Here is a 24,659-nt window from a genome sequence, read left to right on the forward strand (position 1 = left end):
CCCCAAGAGCGATGCGTGCCGCTCGAAGTGTGTGACTTATATAACTAGGTCGACCAAGATACACAAGAAAAACCGGCAAATCGTGCGTGACTATGGCCCTATGGCAACACTAGGGCCAATGAGGGCACATCCGCCAAGGCCCGAAGCACGTCGTTGAGATGGGTGCAGCCAAGCGTCGAGGGCAGTGCTTCGACCACCGAGTCGCGAAACTCACGGACATCGCTCCCGATCAGCCGCGTCGCTTTGACTGAGGCTCCAGGGCATTCGCGGTAAGGCAAGATCAGCGGCAGTGCCTGCAGGGCAAGCAGCCGCGATGTAACCGGGTCGATCTCTGCATAGAGTCGGTATTCATGGATAGCAGTGCGTCCGCCTGCGGGATTCGAACCGCTATCCTGAAAGCCGGCATCGACCATAATCACACCGTTTTCTCGCCAAAGGTCGAGCCGGCGCGCGCGCCGCTTCTTGGGCCCCTCCTGGAACGGCAAAGGATGCCAACCCGCGGCATCGTCAGGATGCTCCAGCGGGCCGACTTCGGTGAAGGACTGGTTGATATTATCTGGGGTGCCATCTGCCTTGAAGGCACTGCCGCCGGTGGTAAAGCCAGTGCATATATCGTTCATTACGCCCTTGCGGCCAGCCGTCGACTGCTGGGCACCGCGCTGCGGACCAGAAGCCCAATCGCCGCGCCAAAGCGACCAGATCCATCCCGCCACCAGGCTGGCTCCAGCGAAGTCGTCGAGGACTTGATAGGCCGGCGTGCCGCGGATATCACCAAGGATATCGGCGATTGCACGGCGGCTCGAACCGCCTGCACGCACACCGACCAACTCCTGCACCCTCGGATGCACTGGGCTCAATGCGATCCGCTGAATCTCGCGCATCGGCGAGGCGAGGATCTGAAATCCTCCCGACGCAATCTCGACCGCTTCGCCCTCCAACGGTGTCAGCAGATCGCGTGCGCGGCCGACCATTTCCCAAGGCTCGCCAAACCCGGCCGGCCAATCGGAATCGATCGAGGTGGTGCGCCGGATCGAACCCGGCCGCCGCAGCGGGGCATGCCCGGCGCTCTGGCGGGCGAAGGGAAACTGCTGCGGCCGATCCATTTTAGATCCTTACTTGGGAGGCATGCGGATGGCGCCATCGAGGCGGATACATTGGCCATTGAAGTAGGTATTGCGCGCGAGTTCGAGCACGAGACTGCCAAACTCGTCGGGCCGTCCGAGGCGCTTGGGAAATGGAACGGATGCCTCCAGCCCGGCAAAGATGGCGGGCGCTTTTTCCTTCACTCCCAACATTGGCGGCGTGGCGAAGATCCCGGGCACAATCGCGTTCACGCGGATCCCGACATCCATCAGATCGCGCGCCATCGGCAAAACCATGGCGTTGACTGCCCCCTTGCCGCCGCCATAGGCGACTTGCCCGATCTGCCCGTCCTGCGATGCGGCCGAGGAGGTCATGATGATGCAGCCGCGCTCGCCATCATCGCCGATCGGGTCGGAATTGGCCATCCCCAGCGCGGCAATCGACGCAATCCGATAGCTCGCGGTGAAGATGCCATCCGCCGAGCGAGCGATCATTTCGGTCGGAGTGCGCTTGTAGCCGCCCGTTTCCTTGTTGAACGAGATGGTTTTGCCCCCGCCAGTCACCATGGCGCAGTGGACCACGATCCGTTCCTGACCATGCGCAGCGCGGGCTTTGGCATAACCGGCCTCGACGCTTTCTTCCGAGGTGATATCCACCTGGCAGAACACACCGCCGATTGCCTGCGCGACAGCTTCGCCAGCCTCCTCGTTCATGTCAAACACAGCAACCTTGACCCCAGCGGCGGCAAGCGCTTCGGCACTCGCTCGACCAAGCCCTGATGCGGCCCCGGTGACCACGGCGGCAATGGAACTATCGATCTTCATGGGTGTGCTCCTGACTGCATTTAATCGGGTTCGGGCAGGACGTGCTGCTGCGCTTTGAGCCGCACCTGCAAAACATCATCTTCGCCGCCCTCGCCGCGCAACGCGACAGAAGCACCGCCGTCGAGCTTCAACGTGGTACCGGTGCAGTATCCCGCCTTCTCAGAGGCGAAATAGAAGCAGGCATGGGCAACATCTGCTGGCGTTCCGGCGCGACCGACCGGTATCGTCGCGCCATAGGCGGCAAGCCCCTCCGGCCCCAGCACGCGCAAAGCGTTGTCACTGGCAACGAGCCCCGGACTGATCGCATTGACGGTGATATTCTCGCGAACGACATCGCCAGCCGCGCCGCGCACAAAAGCATCAAGTGCGGCCTTCGCCATGCCATAGGCAGTCATGTGCGGAACAGTGACGAACGTGCCGTTGACCGAGCCAATTGCAATGAAGCGGCCGCCCTGCGGTGCCGCAGCAAGCTGCGGCCTAGCTGCATCAAGCAGCCACCAGGCCGCCTTGGCGATCGAGGCAAAGCCGGCTTCCATTGCCTCGTCACTGACCGCGCCAAGTCCGCCGTGCGCGATTTCCGCCGCGCAGTGCACGACCACATCGACCCGGCCAAACAGGGCAACAGCAGTCGTCACCAGATCGCGGCACGATTGGTGGTTCTTGACGTCGAGCCCGCAGACTTCTGCCCGACCGCCTGCCGACACTATCGCGGCGCGCGCCTGTTCGGCAAATGAAAGGGTCCGCGCACCAAGCAGAACATGCGCGCCTTCGGCCGCAAAGGCCTCAGCGATGCCCCGCCCGATCCCGCGCCCGGCGCCGGTCACGATCACACAGCGTCCAGCAAATTCGCTCATGCCTCCGGCTCTTCGAACAGCGCCCTGAGGCCGGGAGCAGAGGGCTTCATCGATGGTGTTCGGGGAAAATCCTCGACGAAACGGTAGTGCAATGGGACCTGATAGGCGATCAGGCGCTCCTTCAGGAAAGCCTTGAGAACTTCCGGGTCGGGGCGATCGATCCCGGCCCGCAGGATGATTGCCGCAGCTGGAACCGCACCGAGCCGCGCATCCGCCACACCCACCACCGCCGCTTCACGCACCGCCGGGTGCTGATGTAGCGCCTGGACCACGTCGTCCGGATGGATCTTGAAACCGCCGCGGATGATTGCATTGTCAGCGCGACCGCTGATAAATAGAAAGCCGTCACCATCGAGCACGGCGCGGTCGGTGGTGCGCAGCCAGGCTTCACCATCTTTTGCAAAACTTGGCCCCAACTGATCGCCCTTCAGTTCGAGCAGGCCTTCTTCGCCATGAGGCAACTCCAACCCATTTTCCGGACCGACCACGCGAGCGCTGATGTTCGTATGAACTCGGCCGACCGAACCGTGTTTCGCTTTCCAGTGCGCCTTGAAATCATCAAGCGACCAGCCTGCAATGGCACCGGCGAATTCGGTCGCACCATAGTTCGCCAGAATCGGGATCCCGTACTTGTCGAAGAACGCGTCGACCAGTTCAGGCGCGAGTGGGGCGGTCCCGCTAATCATCGCAGTGAGGCTGGACAGCGCATCGGTGTCAACATCCGCCTCCAACAACATTCTAATAGCGGAAGGGACCGCGCCGGCCACTTTGGGCCGGTTGCGGCGGACCGCCTCAACCCAACCTTCGACGGTGAATTTCTCCAGCAGGCTGATCTTGCGGCCAGCGGCCAGAGCGCCGATGCAGCCATAAATTCCGCCGATGTGGGTGAGCGGGTTGTTGACCATCGTTACGCCCGAACGCAACTGCGGCGAATCGGCAAAATCGCGACCGCGTTCGTAACGGGTGAACCCGGCGAAGCTCGCGTCGAACGAGGCGCGGGTGAGCGGCACCCGCTTTGGCGCGCCGGTCGTACCGCTGGTCAGCATTTCGATCGCCACCCCCGGCGACGTCTGGACAGCGCAGCGCGGCACTTCGTGGCCGGGAAGCAACCGCATGCCTTCCAGCCGCGCCCCGATCGCAATCACCGCGCTGCCCGCCCGGCTTAGCGCATCAACGATGCCAGACCGCTCCAGATCGCTTTCATCGGCAATGATCGCAGGCAGGCCCAGTCCTTCAATATCCCCAAAGAGCTTGGCATCGGGCAGAACCGGATTGAGCGAGACGAGGCAGCGGTCCGATGCCAGCACGGCCAGAATAGCCGCTATATGGCCGGGCCGGTTGCGCAGCAGTATTCCAACACGGGCCTCGGCCGGCAACTCCATTTGCTCAAGCGCGGTCTCGAGCGCTCCTACGACGCGCGCCAGGTCGCTCCAAGTGTAGTCCGCACCCTCAAAATCGATCTCTGCCCGCTGAGGATCGAGCGCCATGATTGCGCGCAGCTTGTCCGTCATGAGGGCCATCAGAGGGCGAGCCCGCCAGCCGCCTCGATCACGTTGCCGGTAACCCAGCGCGCTTCCTCGCGGCACAGCATCATGACGGCGCCAGCAATATCGTCGGGCTGACCCATCCGACCCATCGGCGTGGTCTTGGCATTGGCCTCGTCAAACCCCGGCCGCTCGCGCAGCTTGGCGATAAATTGGGTAGCCACGGCGCCGGGGGCGATCAGGTTGCAGGTGATCCCGCGCTTGGCGACCGCGACAGCAGTGGAGAAAGTCAGGCTCTGCAAGGCGCGCTTGGACATCGCATAGCCCGCCGCGAAATGCTGCGCCACTTTGCCCGAGATCGAGCCGATATTGACCACCCGGCCATGGTCGCGAAGGCGAGACAGCGCAGCCTGGGTGACCAGATAGGGCCCCTTGGCGTTGACTGCCATCATCCGGTCGAAGAGTTCTTCCGACCCGCCCTTCAGGCTGGCGTCCTCGCCGTCGCTACCGACCCCAGCATTGTTGACCAGAATATCGAGATTTGGCGCAGGGCCGAACTGCGCATCGCAGAGGGCGAACAGCGCCACGATCGAGGCGCCATCGGAAACATCAGCCTTGATCGCAAGGGCCGTGCCTCCGGCGGCGGCAATCTCGGCGACGAGCGCATCGGCAGCGTCCTGCGCCCCACGCCACACGAACGCGACAGTTGCGCCTTCCGCCGCCAATCGGCGCACGATCGCAGCGCCGATTCCCCTTGCGCCGCCGGTGACGAGCGCGGTCTTTCCATCCAGACATCCCATAGCGCGATTGTGCCGAGATATCTTACCTAGTGCAATAACTGTTTATCGTCGCTCAATCGATCAGGGATTGAAATGCCGCAACTAGCCACGCCCGCGTTTCCGCCGACATCTGCACTCCGAAAGCGTTTAGCGGATAGAGTTCGCGGTAAAGCGTAAGACCCGAGGCGAGCGCAGCGAAACAGGTCGCCTTTCCCTCGCCGCGCTCCTGTCCGTACCAGTGAGCCAAGGGCTCGAGAAAAAGCTCTTTCAGCAGGCGGTCGGTTATTGCCCGCGCCGTGGGATCGGCACTGGCTAGCATCATCATCGGCAGGGGGTTGCGCCGGCTCCGCTGGCTGTCGGTCAGCAGATCAACCACCGCCATACCAAACGATTCCCTTGGCAATCCTATCACCTGCTTTGTGTCCAGCAGCTCGGAAAGCGCCGCTTCATAGAGCCTTTCCTTGGAGCCGAAGTAGCGGCTCACGAGTGCTGGATTGACCCCGGCCGCGGCCGTGATCTCGCGCACGCCAGTATCGGTATAGCCACGAGTCGAAAAGGCGTCCTGCGCCGCCGCAAGGATCGCGGTGCGTGTGCGCTGCGCATCACGCTGGGGCCGGAGAGCAGTTTCAAGTGTGGATTCAGGCATTGACATGCTATGTAAACCACCGTTTACTTAGAGGCAAGGACATAAACGAGAGGAGTGCGATTCGATGGCGACCCTTGCACCTGAGCGCCTGCGCGAGCCGGTTTACGAATTCGACTTCGTCAACGACCCAGCGATCATGGCCGACGTCCATGCCGCTTACTGGGATCTCAAACAGAATGCGCCACCGGTCTTCTGGACCCCGGCGCACGGCGGGCATTGGGTCGTGACGAGCGCCGATGCGGCGATAGAAGTGCTGCGCCATCCGGACCGGTTCTCGAGCAAATTTCTCTCGATCCCGCCCAACCCCAACCAGCCCAGAATGATTCCGGAATCACTCGATCCGCCCGAGCATCGCCCCTATCGCCAACTGCTCCGCCCGTTCTTCGAGAGCAAGGCGATCGAGCCGCTCGAACCGCGCATCCGTGAATGGGCTGAACGCCTGGTCGACGACGTTGCAGCCAAAGGGACGTGCGAGTTTGTGGATGCTCTCGGATCGCGGTTTCCGGTGTCTGTGTTCATGGAATTGTTCGGATTTCCGTTGGACCAGTTCGATCTCTTCCGCGGGATTGTGAACGAGTATTTCGGTACACACGTATCCGATGAACGACGGCTTGAGCTGTCTATGCAAATCCTGGGCACCTTGGTCCAGCTGATCGAGGCGCGCCGGGCAGAGCCCAAGGACGATCTGATCTCAACGCTGATCGAGATCGATTTCGAAGGCCGAAAGCTGACTCAGGACGAGCTCATATCGATCGGCTTCCTGATGTTTCTGGCCGGGCTCGATACAGTGGTCAACGCGCTGACTTTCGGCATGCGCCATCTGGCAAGCGACGATGCGCTACGCACCCGGATGATCGAGGATCCCGCGGCGATTCCTGCCATCATAGAGGAGTTGATGCGTCGCTATACGTTCGTATCAACGCCGCGCTACATCACACAAGACACCGAAATCGCCGGCGTGAAAGTCTATACCGGTGATTCCGTACTAGTTCCGCTGCATATGGTCGGCTGGGACGAAAAGTTGACTTCATGCCCCGCTGACGTGCGGCTGGATCGGCCGAGCTGCCGCCACGCCGGCTTCGGATCGGGCATCCACACCTGCCTTGGCCTACACCTCGCCCGTCTTGAGATGACCATCTTCTACGAGACTTGGGCCCGCAAGATCGGCCACTTCCGCTTGGCCGGCGATCAGACGATGCAATTTCGCGGCGGATCGGTGCAGGCCTTAGAGGCGTTGCAGCTAGAATGGGACGCCGGATAGTGCGCCAGGGCACGCCGATGCGAATGGTGCCCGCTACCACGATTATAGCACTGCGCGCCCTGGCCAGCGAATAGCGACCAGCTCCGGCCCTGATGGCGGCCTGATCCTCGCCTTCACCAGATAGACCATCCCAAATCCGGAGTACCCCCATGAGCACCGCCATACCTGCCGTCCACCTCCACCTCGGACATGAAAAGCGCCTTACCGGCTCTGGCGGAAGCCGGATGCATATCCATCCTGTAAGCGGCGATGCGCTTGCCGAGATCCCGCTGGCCGGGCCAGCCGAAATCGAGATCGCGGTCGAGAGGGCTGACGCCGCCCGTGAAGGCTGGCGCCGCACATCCCCCGAAGCGCGCGGCGCGATGCTGACGAAGCTCGCGGACCTGATGATGGAGAAAAAGACCACATTCGCGGAAATGGCGGCGCTCGATGGCGGCACTCCGCTGATGCAGGGCGAGCACGGGGTCCAAGTCGCAGCGGCTTGGGTGCGCTATTACGCCGGATGGTGCGACAAACTGACTGGCGACGTCATGAGCACATTCGATACGCGCGGCGAATTTTCCTATTCAGTGCCTGAGCCTATCGGGATCGTCGGGATCATCAACACCTGGAACGGGCCACTGATCGGCCTCGGCATGAAAGTCGCTCCGGCTCTCGCCGCCGGTAACTGCGTGATCGTCAAGCCTGCCGAGATCACCCCGTTCGCCCCCGAACTTTTCGCAGAATGCTGCGCGCTGGCCGGGATTCCCGACGGCGTGATCTCCATATTGCCTGGCACGGGTGAGGCGGGCGAGGCTATCGTGCGCCATCCCAAAGTCCGCAAGATCAGCTTTACCGGCGGGCCCAATACCGCGCGCAAAATCCTCGCCGCCGCGGCCGAGCAGATCAAGCCCACGGTCATGGAGCTTGGCGGCAAGTCCGCAAGCCTTGTCTTCCCGGATTGCGATCTGCAGGCCGCCGCAGAACGCGCCGTGTTCTGGACGATTGGCTGCCTCGCCGGGCAAGGCTGTGCGCTCCCCACCCGCCAAGTGGTCCACGCCGACGTGTATGATGAGTTCGTCGAGCGAATGGTTGCCATCGTAAAGCAGTTCAAAGTCGGCAATCCGATGGACCCGGGCGTTATGGTTGGCCCTGTTATCAACAAGGCGGCAGTCGACCGGATCACCGGCATGTTCGACCGAGCGACAGCCGACAAGGCCTGCAAGTTCCTGATCGGCGGCAAGCGCGCCGGGGGGCAACTCGCCAGCGGCAACTTCATCGAGCCGACGATCATGGTCGATGTCGATCCCGATCACGAAATCGCGCAGGTCGAGATATTCGGGCCCGCCGTCGCGATCCTCAAGTTCCACACCGAGGAAGAGGCAATCGCCATCGCCAACAACAGTGAATACGGCCTCGCCGCCTACATCCAATCGAACGATCTGCAGCGCGTCCACCGGATTGCTGAACGGCTGCATGCCGGAGGGGTCTACGTCAACGGCGGGTTCCAGATCAATTCGCACACGCCCTTCGGCGGGGTCGGCATTTCCGGCTTTGGCAAAGAAGGCGGCAAGGCCGGGATAGACGAGTTTCTACACTACAAGACCGTCACGATCGGTGTCGGCGCGCCGATCTTCGGCGCATAGGGAGAACAGGCAATGGCAGATTTCACCAACGACAATTTCAGGCTCGATAGCAAAGTGGCAATCGTCACCGGCGCGGGCGGACGCGGCAATTCGATCGGGCGGGCCTATGCGGTGGCGCTCGCGAATGCCGGGGCGGCCGTGGTCGTCGCCGACCTCAACGGCGGTGGCGCGCAAAGTGTTGCGGACGAGATCGTTGCAGCTGGCGGAAAGGCGCTGGCTGTTCAAGTAGACATCACCGACGCGGCTTCGGTCCAGTCGATGGCGGACAAGGCCAAAGCGGAATTCGGCGGGATCGATATCCTCGTCAACAATGCCGCCTTGATGGTCGAAATTGTCGACAAGCCGCTGATCCAGACTGACCGCGAACGCTTCAACAAGGGGATGGCGGTGAACGTCTGGGGCGCGATCAATTGCGCGCAAGTGGTGGCGCCGTTCCTGGCCGAGCGTGGCGGCGGCTCAATCGTCAACCAGGTTTCGGCCGGGGCCTATCCGGCCCAGACCTTCTACGGCGTCACAAAGATTGCGCTCCATGGCGCGACCACCGCGCTGGCAACCGAACTTGGCAGCCAGGGGATCCGCGTGAATGCGATAGGACCGGGCATGACCAAGACCGACGCAGGTCTGGTGCTGACCCCCGACGACAGCCCACTGGTCCAGTACGTCGAGGCACGCACCCCGATTCAGGGACGCGACACCCCCGACGCCTTGTGCGGCGCATTGCTGCTGCTGGTGTCCGAAGCTGGACGGTGGATGACCGGCCAAGTGATCAACGTCGACGGCGGCTGGGTAATGCGTGGCTGAAAACCGGCTGCGCCAGAAAGTTGACGCTATGTCAATTTTTGCATTGAGCCAGGCCGGACGGCGCAGTATTCGATGCGCGCAGAATAGTTAGCGGGAGAGACCAATGGCCGTCGATATCCTCGGTTATGCCGACAAGCGCGTTGTGGTGATGGGGTGTTTCTCTGGCACCGGCGAAGCTTGCGCTCGGCAATTGGTCGCGCTGGGTGCAGAAGTCCATGGCGCCGATATCCGGCCCTCTCCGGTGGAGGGACTGGCGTCGTTCACGACTGTCGACCTCAAAGACCCAGCCTCGATTGCAGCCGGCGTCGCCGCCATCGGCGGGGACGTTGATTGCCTTTTCAATGTGTCCGGCCTCCCGCAAACCTTTCCTGGCGAGGACGTAATCACGGTCAACTTCCTTGGAATACGGCTATGGACGGAGACTTGGCTACCTCGGATCCGCAAGGGCGGCGCGATCGTCTCGGTCTCCTCGCTGGCAGGGATGCGCTATCTCATGCGTCAGGACTTGCTCAAGGAGTTCATGGACCTCACCGAATTTGCTGGGGCGCGGGCTTGGTATACCGCCAACGCCGAACGCGCCGGGGATTCTTATGGCTTGTCCAAGGAAGCGATAAACACCTGGACCCAGCAGCTCGCGCCACGCTTGATGGAACGCGATATCCGGATCAATTGCACGATGCCCAGCCCGATCGACACGCCGATGCTGGGCGAGTTTCGCAAGATTGCCGGCGATGCAGTGCTCGGTGCCTTTTCGAAAGCCAAAGGCCGCCCGTCCTCACCGCTGGAACAGGCACTTCCGCTGATCCTGCTGTGCAGCGATGCAGCGAGCTTTGTGAGCGGCGCTTGCTTAGCGGTCGACGCTGGCCTTTCCGGCGGCCTGTCCACCGGCGTGCTCAACATGGAACAGATGCTGGCCGACGCAGCTACAGGTTAAGCTCCCGCCCCCAGCATCATGGCAACGGTGTGTGCCGCCGCCGCGCGAAGCGCGTCATACGAGATGTCATCGTCCTCTCGGGCCATCGGCCCGACTGCGGCAAGGCGTTCCAGCATCATCAGAATGGTGGCGCCGCAGGAGCGTGGCTTGAGGTCTCGCGGCACGAGGCCGTCTGTTTGTGCTTTTTTGACCAATGCGGTCAAACCGGTCATGATTGGCAGCGCTGCTTCCATCCGAGCACGGTAAAACCGCTCATCACCTTCCTCGGCGGCCAAGTTGCGCACACGAAATATGGTGCGGTTGCTGTTCCACATGTCGCAATAGGCGTCGACGAACGTCCGGGCCAGCCGCTTGCCGCCTGTGGCCAGCCAGTCTTGGGCCAGCGCTTGGTCAATCTCCGGTGTGGATTGTGCCGCGCTAGCGAGCGCTGCAAGCACGACTTCGGGTACACCGCGGAAGTAGACATAGAATGTGGCGGGTGAGGTCTGCGCACTACGCGCCACGTCGGCGACGGAAACATCGCGCAGACCATGTGTTTCGAGCAGGGCAACCGTGGTGTCGATCAGCGTCTGGCGCGTTCTTTCGCCTTTCGATCCAATCTTCTGGCCATAGTGGTTGTAGCGCGCCGCGCGAGCGCGGGCAGACTTGCTTAGGCTGGTCTCGACCGCTCCGGTCATCGGGTTCCTGCTTTGGACGAAAGGGCGGTTCCTCATCGGCGATAACTTGCGGGCGTGCAAGGAATTGACGTATCGTCAATCAAACGGTGCGGGAACAGGGCCCCGGTTCTGGCGGGAGAAGCAAGTTGGAGCAATTGCAAGGGAAGGTCGCTGTGGTCACCGGCGCATCAAAGGGGATGGGGCGCCATTTTGTCGCTGCGCTGGCAGGATGCGGCATGAAAGTGGCCGCGCTCGCCCGGCCGTCGGTGGAACTCGATAGCCTTGCTGCGGAACTGGGCGATGCTGTCACGGCCATCGCCTGCGACGTGACCGCACCGGATGCGGTCAAGGTAGCTATCGATGAGACCGCCAGCCGCTTCGGACAGATCGATGTGCTGATTAACAACGCCGCGATCTATCATCCCTTTGCCTTCGAGGAAGGCAGTGATGCGCTGATCCGCAGCCATATTGATGTCAACGTGCTGGGTTTGGCCTGGGCAACCCGCGCCGCAATCCCGCACTTGCGGCGCACCCGAGGCCAGATCGTCAACATCTCCAGCGAAAGCGTTCGCCGTCCCTTCCCCATGCTTGCGCTTTACGCTGCAACCAAGGCTGCGGTTGAAGTGCTGTCCGAGGGCCTGCGCGAGGAACTGCGCAGCGAAGGCATCCGCATCAGCGTGCTTCGTTCTGGCTCGGTCTCGGGCGGGATGGGCAGTGATAGCTGGTCAGACGAGACCCGGCAGAAGTTCTTCGCCAAGATCGTCCAAACCGGTCATGCGGCGATGTCCGGTTCACCGGCTAGCCCAGGGTCGATGGCACGGGGGCTGGTCTCGATCCTGTCCCTGCCGCGCGACGTCAGCATAGACTTGGTTGAGCTCCGGGCGGCAGAGGAAGGTCTGCCCGAGGGCGCGCAGTAGGGGGACTAGCGTGTAACTCGCAGTGCATGAAGCATGCGCTGGAAGTGCTTCGGGTTCCACACATCCTGGTCCTCACCCCAGCCGATCTTGCCGTCGAAGTCCCAGCGCAGCAGCTGGTTCGTACCATAGCCGGCTTCGCTCATCTGGCTGACCGCGGTGCCTTCGGCGGTCATGGACCGGCCCAGATCGTCGACCATCTCGACTTGCATATGACTGCACCAGCCGGTTTCGGGATTGCGGAACGAGCGCATACGGCAGCGCGCTCCATCAAGGTTTCCATAGACCCCGTCCCGCAGCAGGTAGCCGCCGTTCATCGGGCTCCAGCCCTCGGCGGTGCCGTCCTGCGGTCGGACGAACCCGAGGAAGCCACTGTCGCCATCGGCATGGCCGAAAATGTACTGAATCCGCCCGCGCCCGCGCTCGCGCTCGATCTCGCGCCAGCGCGCCCCGCCGGGTTCGCGCACCCGCTCCAAATCATTGGCATAGCTCTGCTTCTTGCTCTGGGCATAGGGCCCCCCGCGCGGACCCCACGTGCGATCGCGCACCGACCAGCAATCGAGCCGGATATCTTCGCCATCCAGCCGCAGCGTGCCTTCGACCTTGCCGAGCTGATCGTAGTGCGGGGTGTGGATGAAGGGCGGCTCGCCCGGTTCGAATCGGCGAGGCGGATGCGCCCCGCTAAACACGAAATCGAGTCCGAAGTCCTGCTCGTGATCAGCATATTGCAGATGATACTTCATTCCCGGCACAAGCATCTTCAGGCTGTAGCCAGAGCCTGGAAAGGTGATATCGCGAAGGTCCGGATTTTCCGGCATCGGCGCTTCCTCCACCTTCTTGTAGTAGGCCATCCGTGCCGGATCATAGCCGCGCGTGTCCCACACAAATATCCGCCAGGTTACCGTCTTGCGGTTGGGATAATAGGGCGTGTGGATCCAGCCGCCGATCTTGCGCTCGGGCACGTTCCACGACCACCAGTTGGTCTCGGTTTCATAGGGATCGTCCGAGAGCGCGTGATAGCAATCGTCTTCAGGCTGGAAGGCGTAGGCGTCAGCGGTGAGGCTGGTCATGGATGTGCTCTTTCAGTTTCACATTAATAGTAAACCTAGTTATACAGGTTGCAACCCCAATTGGAGAATCTCTTGCGCCCCTTGCCCGAACTGACTGCCGAGAACACCGCCTTCTGGACAGGGGGTGCTCGCGGGCAATTGATGATCGCATTCTGTGACCACTGTCAGAACGCGATCCACCCGCCGCAAGTGATTTGCCCGGCCTGCCAGTCGCGCCATGTGGGTCCGCGCGCGGTTGAAGGTTCAGGGACGATCTACACCTACACCGTCAACCACCAGCCATGGATGCCCGGGATGGTCGTGCCCTTCGCGATCGCGGTGGTCGATGTGGACGGAGCGCGAGGGGTGCGCGTCACAGCACCGGTCACTGGCTGCGAAGCCGATGCCGTCAAGATCGGCCAGCGGGTGCGGATCGCGTTCGAACCTAGCGGCGAAGTATGGCTTCCGCTCTGGATGCCCCTGGAAAGAACCGCAGCATGAAGGCTGCCATCACAGGTACCGGCATGTCCGATATCGGCCGCAACACCGGCCGCCCGGCCATTCTCCATCTGGCCGATGCCGCCGACCGGGCGCTCGCTCGGGCAGGTCTGACACTCGCTGATATCGACGGTATCTGCACTTATCCTGGCAAGGCGGACAATTCACCCGGCATGTCACCGCTTGGCACGGGCGAAGTCCGCAACGCACTCGGACTCCAGACCCGTTGGCACGCCGCCGTACCCGATGGTCCAGCGCAAATGGCCCCGATCATGGCCGCAGCCATGGCGGTCATGACCGGACAGGCCCGCCACGTACTCTGCTTTCGCGCGCTGACCGAAAGCTCGTCACAAAGCGCCGGTCGCCGTGCCAGCATTCCAGGAGCCGGCAGAGCGGAAATCGGCGGTTGGCTGAGTTGGCTGGTCCCCGTCGGTGCGATGTCCGCCTCGAACTGGGCCGGTTGGATGGCCACGCGCTATTTCCATGAATTTGGCATGACGCGCGAACATCTCGGGCTGGTCGCGCTGGCGGAGCGGCAGTTCGCTCAGATGAACCCGGCCGCGGTTATGCAAAAGCCGTTGACGATGGACGATTACCTCGCAGCACGAATGATCTCGACCCCGCTGGGCCTGTTCGATTGCGACATTCCGATCGACGGTGCGGCGGTGGTGATCGTTTCCGCCGGAGATGCGGCGAAGGACTGCCGCTTGCCGCCGCTTCGGATCGAAGCGCTCGGATCGGCGTTGCGCTCACAGGAAACTTGGGACCAGCGCGCCGATCTCACCACCATGGGTGCACACGATGCCGCGGCCGATCTTTGGGCGCGCACCGCGTTCAAACCCGCCGATGTCGACGTACTCGGGCTCTACGACGGCTTCTCGATTTTCGTTCCGCTGTGGCTTGAAGCGCTGGGGTTCTGCGGTCACGGCGAGGCCAAGGACTTCATTGCCGAGGGCAACATCGCCCACGGCGGACGCTTTCCGGTCAATACCGGCGGAGGGCAGATGTCTGGCGGTCGGCTCCATGGCTTCGGCCTGCTGCACGAAACCTGCCTGCAACTGTGGGGCCATGCCGGGGCTCGGCAAGTGGCGGATGCCAAGACAGCGCTTTGCGCTATGGGCGGCGGCTTCATCGCTGGCGCCATGCTGATCAATCGCGACTGAACACGGTCTCTCCCCCGATCAACACTGTGCGCAGGCGATCGGCCGTGAGATCGGCAAGCACATCGGCCAACGTCCCATCGCACAGGATCAGATCAGCGCGCGTCCCTGGCATGATCGCTCCACTGCAGTAGAGTCGCAGCGCTGCCAGCGCTTCGAGCTGTTCCGCCTGCCCAAGCGGGCGGCCACCGGCTGTCCGGCGATCCCGCGCAGTGCGCATCGCCAGCCAGGGATCAGCACTGGCATAGGGCGCGTCCGACCCGCCAAGAAGCGCGATTCCGGCGCGCGCCAGCCGTGCGGCAGGGTAAAGGTCGTTCTGCTGTTCACACGCAACCGTATCCAGATAGCGGTCCCCGCGATCATGGATGAATGCCGGATTGGTCACGATGGTTAGCCCGGCCGAGGCGATCACCGGCACAAAGGCGTGCGGGATGAGCCCGCCATGCTCGATCCGATCGCCTTGCTGTGCGCCGCCGGCAACCTCCAGTGCGGCGAGAAACAGCGCCAATTCGGCTTCGGTCACACAGTGCGCGGCCACAGCGCGCTCCTGCCTGCGGGCCTCGCCGATCCGTACAGCCAGCGCGTCAAGTTCAGGCGGGTCGCGCTCGTCAATCAGCAGCTTGAGCGCGCCGAGCGTGTAACCGTCGCCCCGCCCCAGCGCCTCGCTCCCCATCAAGACGAGCCGCTGCGGCAGCGCGCCTGCCAAGAGCCGCGCCTCATCGGGCCCATTGTGCGCACCCGCATCGGTCAGACCGCTAAGCCCGAGCGCCGCGAGCTCATGGCCCAGCGCCGCCAGATCGGGCAGACTGCGTGGAAGCGCGCGCGCGAGCCAGCGGTCTTCGCGCCAGAACCGGCCGGTCGGTCGTCCCGCCGTATCGCGCTCTGCCCCCGGGGGCCAAGCACTGCTGTCCAGCGCCGCGAGCCCGGCGGAATTGAGCACCCACAGCGCGCCAGTCCGGTCCTGCAAGCGCACCGGGCGATCAGGAACCCAGCGATCGATCTGCGCTGCGTCGGGGAGACCGGCAGCGCGCTCGTCATAACCGACCGCGCGCAGCCATGACCCGGACGGAGCGCCCGCAAGCGCGGCGCATATCGCGGCTTCGCTGGTAAGCCCGGCCAGATCGACCGATTGCCGCCGCGCGGCCAGCGCCAGAATGTGCAGGTGATGATCGTGCAGTCCCGGTAGCAACGTGCCGCCGCGGCAATCGATTTCCGGTGCACCGTGCGGCGCATCGCAGCCCATTGCCGCAATCATGCCGTCGGCAAGCTGAATATCGCACAACGCTCCGCCCCACGGACGAACCTGGCGAAGGATCGTGCTCACGCCAACCGCCTAGCATAGGCCGCAGCGACCCGCGCCATCGCCATGTCAATCAACCCGCGCTGTCCCGCCAGCACAGCCTGGGCCGCTTCAAATCCGGTCAGTGGATCGGCCAGAGCATCGCCCAGGAAGCCCGGTTCGCCGCTCTCCCAGCTGACCAGCCCGCCCGCCACGGCGCAATCGTCGCCAAAGCCGACACGCTCGGCGCCAGGGCCGTGAAAGCCATGCGCAGTGATCGCCACCCAGGTCAGGTCCGGCCATTTTTCTGGAACCAGTCCTAGTCGAGCAAGCGCTGCCGGGCGGGCACTGGTGACAAGAACATCCGTCTTAGCGATTTGCTGGTACAACTCCTCCCGACCCTGCGGTGTGCGCAAGTCGAGCGCGAGGCGGGTCTTGTCCGCGTTGATCCGCGCATCAAGCAGAGGCGAGACCTGCGGGGTAGGGTCGGGCCGGCCAAGGCTCTCGATCCGGACAACCGCAGCCCCGGCGCGCGCGAGCAACCCGGCACATAGTGGCCCGGCCCACAGTGCGGCGAGATCCACTACCTTGCGCGGAGCGCAGACCGGATCAACTGGCGCTAGGTCCTGCTCCATACATTCCCCGAGCACAGCGACCGGTAGCTGCAGTTCCGCAGCGCGGTCGCGGAAGGTCGCTGCAGAAATTCCAGCCGCCAGACCTTTCAAAGCTGCCCAAGGCTCCTTTTCGCTGCCGCACAGGACAGGAACCAGTTCCCGATCCTCGGCGCGCGCAAGATTGAGCGCAACCCAGCCATCTCGCGCCGGCAGCAGGCGGCAATGCCGGTTGGCCGATTGGATGCCTGGCCTGTCCAGCCCGCCGGGCGCGTCGCGAACCAGCAATTCACGAGCGGACAAGCCAAGCCCCGCAAGGCGCGGCGTCAGAATAGCCTCCAGTGCCCCGCTCATGCTTCGACCGCTTGAATCAGACCCCAGTCCAGCGCCTGTCCCGCACCGATCCGAAAGCCACCGAGCACCAGCCAGAAGAGGCGATGCCGCCCAATCGCACGGGCCAGGGTCACCGTGCCGCCCGCGCCAGGGATCAGGCCCATTCTAAGTTCGGGCAATTGTACCACCAGATCAGGCGTCGCGATCCGCCGCGCCGCTGCAGCCGGAATCTCGATCCCCGAACCGATGCAGGCACCATGCATATGCACCGTCGCGCGATGACCGAGGCGGTGGAGCACCCGCGCGGCACTGCGCTGGGTCCGGACTAGATGTGCTCGCGCCAGATCATCGGCTGTTCCGAATTCAGCAAGCGACCCTCCGGTCGAAAAGCATTTGCCCTCGGCCCGAACTACAAGGTCGGGGAGGCTGGGATCTTCCAGCACGTTGACCAGCGCTTCATACAGTGCGTCACGCATCGTTGCGGTCATAGCATTGCGGTTGCCGGGTGAAGCTAGCGTGAGTGTGACCAGATCCCCCTCGCGCGCAAAGCTGACCGGGTCGCAGGCTTGAACACCTGGGCCCCCGCGAGCAAGCACGCTCAACCAACGGGTAAACTCGCCGCCACCCAGCAAAGCCGAATAGGCGAGCGATTCAAGCTCCAGTGCCGTATCGAAAGCCAGCCCCTCTGCCTGACGCAACACGCGGGCAAGAATCGCGGTTGCGATAGGCGACTGCTTGACTGCCTGCTGAACCGTTGCCAGTTGCGCCGCGAGCCTCTGGGGCGGAACCTGCACCCACGGCGACGGTGCATCGACGCAGGTCGTAACCATCGCGTCATAGGCGGCTGGATCGACAGCAGGCAGCAGCCCCTCGGAGTCGAGCAGCACAGCAATTGCACCCGCCGGCAGCGGATCACCGGGCACGAGCAGAACCAGCGGCGATCCGAAGATCGGCGAGAACGCCTCCTCGCCAAGCAGGTCGGATGGAAAACTAGGCATCCCCCATTCCATCGGCCAAACAAGGGTATCAGGCAATGGCCCCCTTGCCCTTGAGCGCCTCGATCCGGTCCCATTCGAGCCCCAGTTCCATCAGAAACAACTCGGTATGTTCGGAGGCTTCGGGGGCACGCGTGTTGCTGGCCGGTTGCTTGTCGAACTGCACCGGATTGGCAACCAGCTTGATGGGCGCACCGCCATCGGCGCTTTCAACCTCGAATATGAAGCCGTTCGCCTGAACCTGCTCGTCATGCTCGATATCGGCTGGCGACTGGTAGGCGGCCCATTGCCCCTTCATCGTTTTGAGCTGCTCCTGCCAATAGGCGAACGGCTGCGAGGCCATGGCTTTCTTGACCTCATGAAAAGCGGCAAGCGAGTTCTCCCACAGTTTTTCAACAGTCGCAAAGCGCGCATCAACTGCGCATTCGGGAATACCGAGGTGCGTAAAGGTATCCTCGATCAGCTGCGAGGGGGACAACACAGTGAGATTGATAAAGCCACCATCCGATGTCTTGAACACCCCCATAAACGGATTGCTGCCGACTACGTCTTGCCCTGGCAGGGCGTTGGCAAAGGGATTGGTCTTGAGTTCGATGCACACGTCGATGCTGCAGGCAGTTGCCCAGATCCCAGATGAAAGGAGCGAAACATCGACCTCGGTAGCCTCGCCGGTGCGCTCGCGGTGGAACAGCGCTGCGGCAATCCCTCCGGCGATGTTCATGCCGCCAATCGTGTCACCGTACGCAGGGCCGGGCTGGAGCAGCGGGCCTTCCAGTTCCTTCGGTGTGACCAGGATAGACGACCCGCCGCGTGCCCAGTATGCGGTGGAATCAAAGCCGCCCTTGTCGCGCTCGGGGCCCTTTTCGCCAAAGGCCGAGCCGCGAACATAGATGATGTTGGGGTTGGCAGCGCGGATGTGCTCAAGGTCTATTCCCAGTTTCTGGCGGGCCGAAGGGAGATAGTTGGTCAGAAACACGTCGCAGGTCTTGGCGATCTCATAGAGTAGTTCGCGTCCCTCGGCGGTCGAGATGTCTATCCCCACGCTGCGCTTGCCGCGGTTGGGGTGCTGCATAAGCGCGGAGCGCTGCGGATTGACCGCAAGGCGCTGCAGTTCCTTGATCCCGCGCTGCGCATCGCCGCGCACCGGATGCTCGATTTTGATAACGTCGGCGCCCCAGTCGGTCAGTACCGCACCCGCCGCCGGAACGAACGTGAACTGCGCCACTTCCAGGACGCGCACGCCTTTCATTACCTTGGTCATGCCTTGTCCCTTCAAGCAGCGTGGAAGCTGATGACCTTCTGATAGGTGAACTCGTTGAGGCCATCCTCGCCGTATTCGCGGCCATAACCTGAGCGCTTGATCCCACCGAACGGCGCATCGGAAAGCATTGTGCCGCCGCCGCCATTGATCGCGACGCTGCCGGTGCGGATGCGCAGCGCCATTTCGAATGCTTTGCCGGCATCGCCCGAACAGATCGCGCCGGAGAGCCCGAAATCGCTGGCATTGGCGAGCGCAATCGCCTCATCGTCATCGTCGAAACCGATCACTGCCCCGATCGGTCCGAACACTTCCTCCTGTGCGAGACGGCTGTTGTTCTTCACGTTGTCGAACAGCGTCGGCTCGAAGAAAAAACCCTTTTCTAGTCCATCAGGACGCTTGCCGCCCGCGACCAGCGTTGCGCCTTCGTCCTGTGCAATTTGCACGTACCGCTCGGTACGTGCGCGCGCGACTTCGCGGATTAACGGGCCGTAGGAAACGGAGGGATCGGCGGGGTTACCAATCTTGATATACGCCATCATCGCTTTCAGAGTTTCCACGAACTGCGGGCGGATCGCATTGTGGACGAGATGCCGGGTGGTAAGCGCGCAACCCTGGCCGCAATGGATAGTAAAGCCGCCCAGCGCCGCCATCGCTGCTTCCTGCAGATTGGCATCTGCGCGCACGATCAGCGCCGACTTTCCGCCCAGCTCCATCACAATCCGCTTGAGCGTGGGCGCACCCTGCGCTTGGATCATTTCCCCGACTTTGTCAGAGCCGGTAAAGTGCACCAGATCGACCCGCTTGTCGCTTGTCAGCAGCCGGCTTGCTTCGACATCCCCGGTGACGATGCTGAGCACCCCTTTAGGTAGTCCAACCTCGTCGGCGATCTCACCCAGGATCAGGGCCTCCATCGGCGTATAAGGCGACGGTTTGAGCACCACCGTGCAACCGACGACCAGTGCCGGGACGACTTTGCCAATATTGAGGAAGAAGGGGAAGTTGTAGGGCGAAATCGCAGCTACCACACCCACTGGCTCGCGGCTGATCACCGCTGTGCCCAGCGTGGTCGTGCCCTGTGCATTGGGGGTCAGTTCCACCGGCAAAGGCGTGATCGCCGGGCGGCTAGCGAGTTCCACCGTGCGGCGGGCATGCTTCATCGGGATGCCGTATTGCAGGAACCCGGCGAGCATCTGGGTCGCCCCGGCCTCGGCCACTATCATCGCCACAATCGCCTCGCGCCGCGCATCGATCGCATCAAGGAAGCGGGTCATCATCGCCTGGCGCTGCGCCACCGGAAGACGCGGCCAATCGCCATGATCAAATGCCTCGCGTGCTGCGGCTATCGCGGCCTCGACTTGCGCCGTGCTGCCCACAGGCGCTTCGATGAGGAGGCTTTCATCGGCGGGGTTGATCACCGGCTCGCTGATCTCGGTCTGTTGCCATTCGCCGCCGACGTAGATGCAACCGGGATGTTTCAGGAAGGTCATGGAGATATCCTCAGGCTACGTCCCAGACGATCGGGAGATTGCGGATCGAGAGCAGGCCGGGCGTGACCGTTGTATCGGTGCCGGGCTTGATCCGGAAGGGCTGCGGAATGCGTGTGAACCATTCGTCCAGCAGCACTCTAAGCTCACGCCGGGCGAGATGCGCGCCCAAGCAAAGATGGATGCCGCCAGAGAGTGTATAGTGCCGGTTGACCTGACGCTCGGGATCGAATCGGCGCGGATCGGGGAACTGCGCGGGATCGAAATTGCCTGACGTGTTGTAGACCGAAACCCAGTCTCCCGCCTTGATCGCCACATCGTGCCAGACGAAATCACGTTTCACCTTGCGGCCTGAATTAACCAGCGGCTGGACCCGCAGAAACTCCTCGACCGCAGTGGAGATGGTCGCAGGGTTGTCGCGAATGCGGGCCTGCAGTGCCTGATCCATACCGAGACGGCGGTACATCTGGCTGACCGATGAAGCCACGGTATCGAGCCCGCCAAGCCAAAGGAACCAGGTCATCCCGATCACCTCCTCCACGTTCAGCGGTTGGCCATCAAGCACGCCATTGGCGATATAGCTACCCAGCGTCCCATCTGGCGCCACCTGTTTTTCGGCAATGAATCCGCGCAGATAAGCGAGAATGCTGCGCACCGCCGCTGCCTTGGTCGCAATGTCAGGCTCGTGCAGAATGTCCCATTCCCAAGCGAGGAACTGATCGAACATGGCAAACGGCAGGCCCATCAGATCAAGGAACACCTTGACCGGAAATACGCGCCCGAAATCATGGGCGATATCGACCTCGCACCGCGCGGAGAACGCATCAATCATTTCTCCAATGATCGCGCGGATTCGCGGCTCCATTGTCTTCATCGCTACCGGCGTGAACCATGGATTGAGAAACCGCCGGTACTTTGCGTGATCGGGCGGATCGATACCCAATGGGATTGAGGGCCAGGTCTCACCCGCCAGCGCCTGAAACTGTGCCACCCCTTCTGTCGAAAACAGATCGTTATCCTCGTAGACTCGTCGAATATCCTCATACCGGGTCACCACCCAGGCCCCGCACTGGTTACCGCTCGTCGGCCACGGATAGTAGTGGATCGGCGGGAACGAGGGATCGCGCAGCACGTCGGTTTCTGCGTAAGGATCGGGCAAGTCGTTTGCGAGCTGGCCGTTGGCGAAACGCGTGTCGAGCACCAGTTCTGGCGGGACGTGCGCAGGCACCGCTGGGGCATCGGCGGGCGCACTGGCGACCGGACAGGTCATCGTGAAGCCCCTTGTTCAATGTAATGGCGGCCCAGCAGCAATGCTGCCAAATTGCCGTTGGTGCGGAAGGATTCAATCAGCAGATAGGCAAATGTGAACAGGCATCCGCCCATCACCGACAGCACCGCGAAGACAGCACCAAGCGGCCGGGATTGGGCCCGCCAGACCATCCAAGCTGCGACCAGCAACAGCAGGCAAAAGAAGTCGGTGTTGAACTGTGCTCGCCAGGGATGTGTCATGTCACCAAAGAAGGTGTCGCCAGCCTTGCTCCACCCGAGCGTCTCCCCGGCGTGGAAAGTACCAACGAGCAAGCGCACCCAGAGCGCCGTGAGCGCAATCCGGAAAAGGTGGATCATTGTCCTTGTCCCTTTCAGGCCGAGGCGAACATCTTCTCGATATCGCCCGATGTGACCGCGCGGCGCGCCTTGCCGATCGCATCCATGCTCTCGGTCTTGAGCCCGCCAAGATTGTGACGCGGGCGTACATCGACGTCCTTGCCGAGTTCACGCAGGTGCCCGACCGTGCAGTTCTCGCGGCCGCCGTTCAGCGCGAAGGCATCGAAGCTGTATTCGCGCATCGCGTTCTGGTGGGTGATCTTGTCAATAAGCACCGGATCGAGGCTATTAACCGACGCCCAGAGGTATTCCGGTACATTTGGCCAGACCGTGTCCGAATGCGGATAATCACATTCATAAGCAACCATGTCGGTGTTCATGTAGTCAAGGTTCTTGACCCCGAACTGGTCATCGATGAAGCATGAGATAATGTGGCGTTTGAACACATCAGACGGGCGTTCCCCGTTGAAATCGCTGAAAGTCCACTCGTGGTGGTGCGCATACGTGAAATCGGCGCGCTCGAGGAAATAAGGCACCCAGCCGATCCCGCCTTCCGACAAGGCCATGCGCAGCCCCGGATAGCGCTTCCAGAAACTGGCGAATGTCCAGTCCGCCGCCGAATTGGCGATCGAGATCGGCATTGCGGTGATCCAGGCATCAATCGGGCTTTCGCTGCTGGGATGCAGTGCCCGCGCACCGGTGCCGATGTGGCAGTTGATCACCATCTTGAGGTCTTCACAGGCCTTCCAGAACGGCTCCCAGTAGCCATTGTGGATGCTAGGTAGGCCGATATTCGCCGGATTGTCGGAGAACGAGACGGCGTGACATCCTAGCGCGCTCATCCGCTTCAATTCCCGGACCGTCTCGTCGATATCCCAGGCGGGTACCAAGCACATCGGAATGAAGCGTCCTGGTGCACTCGCGCACCATTCCTGCACGTGCCAGTCATTCCACGCGCGGCAGGCCAGCAAGGCTTCGGCCGGGTCCTTTTGCGCCATGCCGACGAATACCCCGCCCGCAAAACTCGGCATTGTCGGGAAATTGAGACTGGCGAGTACGCCGTTGGCATTCATGTCATCGACACGGAACTTGGGATCATAGGTCCCTGGGCGCAGTTGGTCGAAGGTCGTTGGCTCCATTCCATATTCACTGCGCGGACGGCCGACCACGGCGTTGAGGCCAATAGTGGGGTAGCGCTGGCCGTTCCACAGCCAGACATCCTTGCCATCGTTTTGGACGATACGCGGCGCGCGGTCTTTCTTGCTTTCGGGATAGTGGCGGATGAACGCTTCTGGCGGCTCGATCGCGTGATCATCGACGCTGACAATCACCATGTCTTCCATACGCATCGCTGATCTCCCGCTTCTTGGTCGCACATTGTTCGCGACTCAAAAGTTGATGAAGTGTCAATTTATCGAATCGACGCCCTTCCCGCAATCGCATAATCGTCAACTAAGTTAGATAACTAAAGTGGCGGACGTGACATGTCCAAACCGCCAGAGCCAGCGCGGAACCTCCACGCGACTGACAAGCGCAACAAGGCCTGTTGGACTGCGGGCACGCACAATACGGCGACGCCTTGCCAGCGGGGTGACTGGACAAGTCGCGTGGCGGGGCCGTACTTCTGTTGCAGCAAAAAGGGCCTTTACCCCGCAAGGAAGGCGAGACTGGCCCAGTTTCAGTGCAACTGAGACTGGCTTTAGGGAAATTCAGCTACCCAACGATTCCACCACACGCATGCCTTCGCCATCGCTGGTCCAAGTGGCATTGGCGTTGGTAAGGTGCAGGCGCCAGTGGGCCACTGCCTCTTCCACCATGCCCGCCTCGATCAGATCGACGACCTTATGATACGAGCGGATGCCAGCTCGGTGCGCCTTCTGGCGGGCATCGTGACTGCGGGGGTGGCGTTTGTGGTAGCCGCGCTGGTGGCGGCTGGCGAGATTGAGCAGCATCCGGCTCATGAACGTCAAAGTCTTGAGACCCGTCGCGGCAACCAGCGACTGGTGGAAATGTTCGACGTGATCGATGAAGTCGTCTTGGCGGTCCTCATCGAGTATGTGCTCCATTTCGGCGAGCAGGTTTCGGAGGCGCACCAACGCGCCACCACCCTTGGCGGTCGCCAGCCAGCGCACGACCGAAGGCTCGATCGCGAGACGCGCCTGATAGAGATCGGCAATAGTGGTGCCCTGCGATTCCAGCACATAGCCGGCATAGCGGGAGACCAGTTCCACCGAAGGCTTGTGCACTTTCGCCCCGGTGCGCGAACCGCGAACCACGCTGATCAGCCCTTCGGCTTCCAGAATGCGGAAAGCTTCGCGCAAGGTCGGCCGCGAAATCCCGAGGCTTTCCATAAGCAGCCCCTCGGGAGGAAGGCTGTCGCCTTCGGTCAATTCGCCGCGAATGACCTGCGCGCGGATCTTGTCGGCAACGATTTCGCTGGTCTTAGGGACATGGATGCGCTGCGAACCGATATCGTCCATGCCAAGCAGCATTGACCATTCCCCTCACGGACCGACAGGGTCC

At 62.3% G+C, this 24,659-nt stretch carries 24 protein-coding genes; 7 read left to right on the forward strand and 17 right to left on the reverse strand.

The window, feature by feature from the left end; all coding sequences use genetic code 11:
* Positions 1 to 98: 98 nt before the first annotated feature.
* Genes LDN95_RS18220 through LDN95_RS18245 form a run of 6 tightly spaced genes read right to left on the reverse strand, consistent with a single transcriptional unit; the run spans position 99 to position 5,670 of the window.
* Positions 99 to 1,103: a DUF2889 domain-containing protein gene (locus LDN95_RS18220; protein ID WP_226018992.1), complete on the reverse strand. Its 1,005-nt coding sequence runs from the start codon at positions 1,101 to 1,103 to the stop codon at positions 99 to 101.
* 9 nt (positions 1,104 to 1,112) lie between these two features.
* The gene (locus LDN95_RS18225) at positions 1,113 to 1,907 is read right to left on the reverse strand and encodes an SDR family oxidoreductase (protein WP_226018993.1); all 795 of its coding nucleotides are present in this window, start codon (positions 1,905 to 1,907) and stop codon (positions 1,113 to 1,115) included.
* A 20-nt stretch (positions 1,908 to 1,927) separates the two neighbouring features.
* Complete coding sequence (locus LDN95_RS18230; RefSeq protein WP_226018994.1) at positions 1,928 to 2,761, reverse strand: SDR family NAD(P)-dependent oxidoreductase; 834 nt, start codon at positions 2,759 to 2,761, stop codon at positions 1,928 to 1,930.
* Positions 2,758 to 4,272 (reverse strand): class I adenylate-forming enzyme family protein, encoded by a 1,515-nt coding sequence (locus LDN95_RS18235; protein ID WP_226018995.1) that lies wholly within the window; start codon positions 4,270 to 4,272, stop codon positions 2,758 to 2,760. The genes LDN95_RS18230 and LDN95_RS18235 overlap by 4 nt, the downstream gene beginning before the upstream one ends.
* Before the next feature lie 8 nt (positions 4,273 to 4,280).
* The gene (locus tag LDN95_RS18240; protein ID WP_226018996.1) at positions 4,281 to 5,045 is read right to left on the reverse strand and encodes an SDR family NAD(P)-dependent oxidoreductase; all 765 of its coding nucleotides are present in this window, start codon (positions 5,043 to 5,045) and stop codon (positions 4,281 to 4,283) included.
* A gap of 52 nt (positions 5,046 to 5,097) precedes the next feature.
* On the reverse strand, positions 5,098 to 5,670 hold the full coding sequence (locus LDN95_RS18245) for a TetR/AcrR family transcriptional regulator (RefSeq protein WP_226018997.1): 573 nt from the start codon (positions 5,668 to 5,670) through the stop codon (positions 5,098 to 5,100).
* 64 nt (positions 5,671 to 5,734) lie between these two features.
* Between LDN95_RS18245 and LDN95_RS18250 the strand changes: the two genes are divergently transcribed.
* From LDN95_RS18250 to LDN95_RS18265, 4 genes are all read left to right on the forward strand, one after another.
* Positions 5,735 to 6,931 (forward strand): cytochrome P450, encoded by a 1,197-nt coding sequence (locus LDN95_RS18250; RefSeq protein ID WP_226018998.1) that lies wholly within the window; start codon positions 5,735 to 5,737, stop codon positions 6,929 to 6,931.
* 149 nt (positions 6,932 to 7,080) lie between these two features.
* A complete protein-coding gene (locus tag LDN95_RS18255) occupies positions 7,081 to 8,556 on the forward strand; it encodes an aldehyde dehydrogenase (protein WP_226018999.1) in 1,476 nt (491 codons plus the stop codon).
* 12 nt (positions 8,557 to 8,568) lie between these two features.
* Positions 8,569 to 9,357 carry an SDR family oxidoreductase gene (locus LDN95_RS18260; RefSeq protein WP_226019000.1) on the forward strand — a complete coding sequence of 263 codons (789 nt, stop codon included), beginning with the start codon at positions 8,569 to 8,571 and terminating at the stop codon, positions 9,355 to 9,357.
* A gap of 103 nt (positions 9,358 to 9,460) precedes the next feature.
* The gene (locus LDN95_RS18265) at positions 9,461 to 10,291 is read left to right on the forward strand and encodes a coniferyl-alcohol dehydrogenase (RefSeq protein WP_226019001.1); all 831 of its coding nucleotides are present in this window, start codon (positions 9,461 to 9,463) and stop codon (positions 10,289 to 10,291) included.
* On the opposite strand, the gene LDN95_RS18270 is transcribed toward LDN95_RS18265, so the two are convergent.
* Entirely contained in the window at positions 10,288 to 10,968 is a 681-nt protein-coding gene (locus LDN95_RS18270; RefSeq protein ID WP_226019002.1) for a TetR family transcriptional regulator, read from the reverse strand. The two genes, LDN95_RS18265 and LDN95_RS18270, sit on opposite strands and share 4 nt — an antisense overlap.
* A 152-nt stretch (positions 10,969 to 11,120) precedes the next feature.
* On the opposite strand from LDN95_RS18270, the gene LDN95_RS18275 reads away from it, so the two are divergent.
* Positions 11,121 to 11,864, forward strand: coding sequence for an SDR family NAD(P)-dependent oxidoreductase (locus LDN95_RS18275; protein WP_226019030.1), 744 nt, complete (start codon positions 11,121 to 11,123; stop codon positions 11,862 to 11,864).
* Between the two features lie 5 nt (positions 11,865 to 11,869).
* Here the strand turns inward: LDN95_RS18275 and LDN95_RS18280 are convergent, their stop codons facing one another.
* Positions 11,870 to 12,931 (reverse strand): hypothetical protein, encoded by a 1,062-nt coding sequence (locus LDN95_RS18280; protein WP_226019003.1) that lies wholly within the window; start codon positions 12,929 to 12,931, stop codon positions 11,870 to 11,872.
* An 81-nt stretch (positions 12,932 to 13,012) separates the two neighbouring features.
* Between LDN95_RS18280 and LDN95_RS18285 the strand changes: the two genes are divergently transcribed.
* Positions 13,013 to 13,411, forward strand: coding sequence for a Zn-ribbon domain-containing OB-fold protein (locus tag LDN95_RS18285; RefSeq protein ID WP_226019004.1), 399 nt, complete (start codon positions 13,013 to 13,015; stop codon positions 13,409 to 13,411).
* Positions 13,408 to 14,571 (forward strand): thiolase family protein, encoded by a 1,164-nt coding sequence (locus tag LDN95_RS18290; RefSeq protein ID WP_226019005.1) that lies wholly within the window; start codon positions 13,408 to 13,410, stop codon positions 14,569 to 14,571. The genes LDN95_RS18285 and LDN95_RS18290 overlap by 4 nt, the downstream gene beginning before the upstream one ends.
* Here the strand turns inward: LDN95_RS18290 and LDN95_RS18295 are convergent.
* The 9 genes from LDN95_RS18295 to LDN95_RS18335 all read right to left on the reverse strand — a co-directional run bounded on the left by LDN95_RS18295 (position 14,558) and on the right by LDN95_RS18335 (position 24,628).
* Complete coding sequence (locus LDN95_RS18295) at positions 14,558 to 15,892, reverse strand: amidohydrolase family protein (RefSeq protein WP_226019006.1); 1,335 nt, start codon at positions 15,890 to 15,892, stop codon at positions 14,558 to 14,560. The genes LDN95_RS18290 and LDN95_RS18295 overlap by 14 nt on opposite strands.
* A complete protein-coding gene (locus LDN95_RS18300; protein WP_226019007.1) occupies positions 15,889 to 16,812 on the reverse strand; it encodes a CoA transferase in 924 nt (307 codons plus the stop codon). The genes LDN95_RS18295 and LDN95_RS18300 overlap by 4 nt, the downstream gene beginning before the upstream one ends.
* A complete protein-coding gene (locus LDN95_RS18305) occupies positions 16,809 to 17,789 on the reverse strand; it encodes an enoyl-CoA hydratase/isomerase family protein (RefSeq protein WP_226019008.1) in 981 nt (326 codons plus the stop codon). The genes LDN95_RS18300 and LDN95_RS18305 overlap by 4 nt, the downstream gene beginning before the upstream one ends.
* 28 nt (positions 17,790 to 17,817) lie before the next feature.
* Positions 17,818 to 19,047, reverse strand: coding sequence for a CaiB/BaiF CoA-transferase family protein (locus tag LDN95_RS18310; RefSeq protein WP_226019009.1), 1,230 nt, complete (start codon positions 19,045 to 19,047; stop codon positions 17,818 to 17,820).
* A gap of 11 nt (positions 19,048 to 19,058) precedes the next feature.
* On the reverse strand, positions 19,059 to 20,534 hold the full coding sequence (locus LDN95_RS18315) for an aldehyde dehydrogenase family protein (RefSeq protein ID WP_226019010.1): 1,476 nt from the start codon (positions 20,532 to 20,534) through the stop codon (positions 19,059 to 19,061).
* A gap of 10 nt (positions 20,535 to 20,544) precedes the next feature.
* Positions 20,545 to 21,663 carry a cytochrome P450 gene (locus LDN95_RS18320; protein WP_226019011.1) on the reverse strand — a complete coding sequence of 373 codons (1,119 nt, stop codon included), beginning with the start codon at positions 21,661 to 21,663 and terminating at the stop codon, positions 20,545 to 20,547.
* Positions 21,664 to 21,797: 134 nt separating this feature from the next.
* Positions 21,798 to 22,157, reverse strand: coding sequence for a hypothetical protein (locus LDN95_RS18325; RefSeq protein ID WP_226019012.1), 360 nt, complete (start codon positions 22,155 to 22,157; stop codon positions 21,798 to 21,800).
* Between the two features lie 14 nt (positions 22,158 to 22,171).
* Positions 22,172 to 23,485 (reverse strand): amidohydrolase family protein, encoded by a 1,314-nt coding sequence (locus LDN95_RS18330; RefSeq protein WP_226019013.1) that lies wholly within the window; start codon positions 23,483 to 23,485, stop codon positions 22,172 to 22,174.
* A gap of 360 nt (positions 23,486 to 23,845) precedes the next feature.
* On the reverse strand, positions 23,846 to 24,628 hold the full coding sequence (locus tag LDN95_RS18335) for a FadR/GntR family transcriptional regulator (RefSeq protein ID WP_226019014.1): 783 nt from the start codon (positions 24,626 to 24,628) through the stop codon (positions 23,846 to 23,848).
* Positions 24,629 to 24,659: the final 31 nt, after the last annotated feature.

Origin of the sequence: Novosphingobium sp. FKTRR1 (assembly GCF_020404405.1) — a bacterium.
Taxonomy (GTDB): Bacteria; Pseudomonadota; Alphaproteobacteria; order Sphingomonadales; family Sphingomonadaceae; genus Novosphingobium.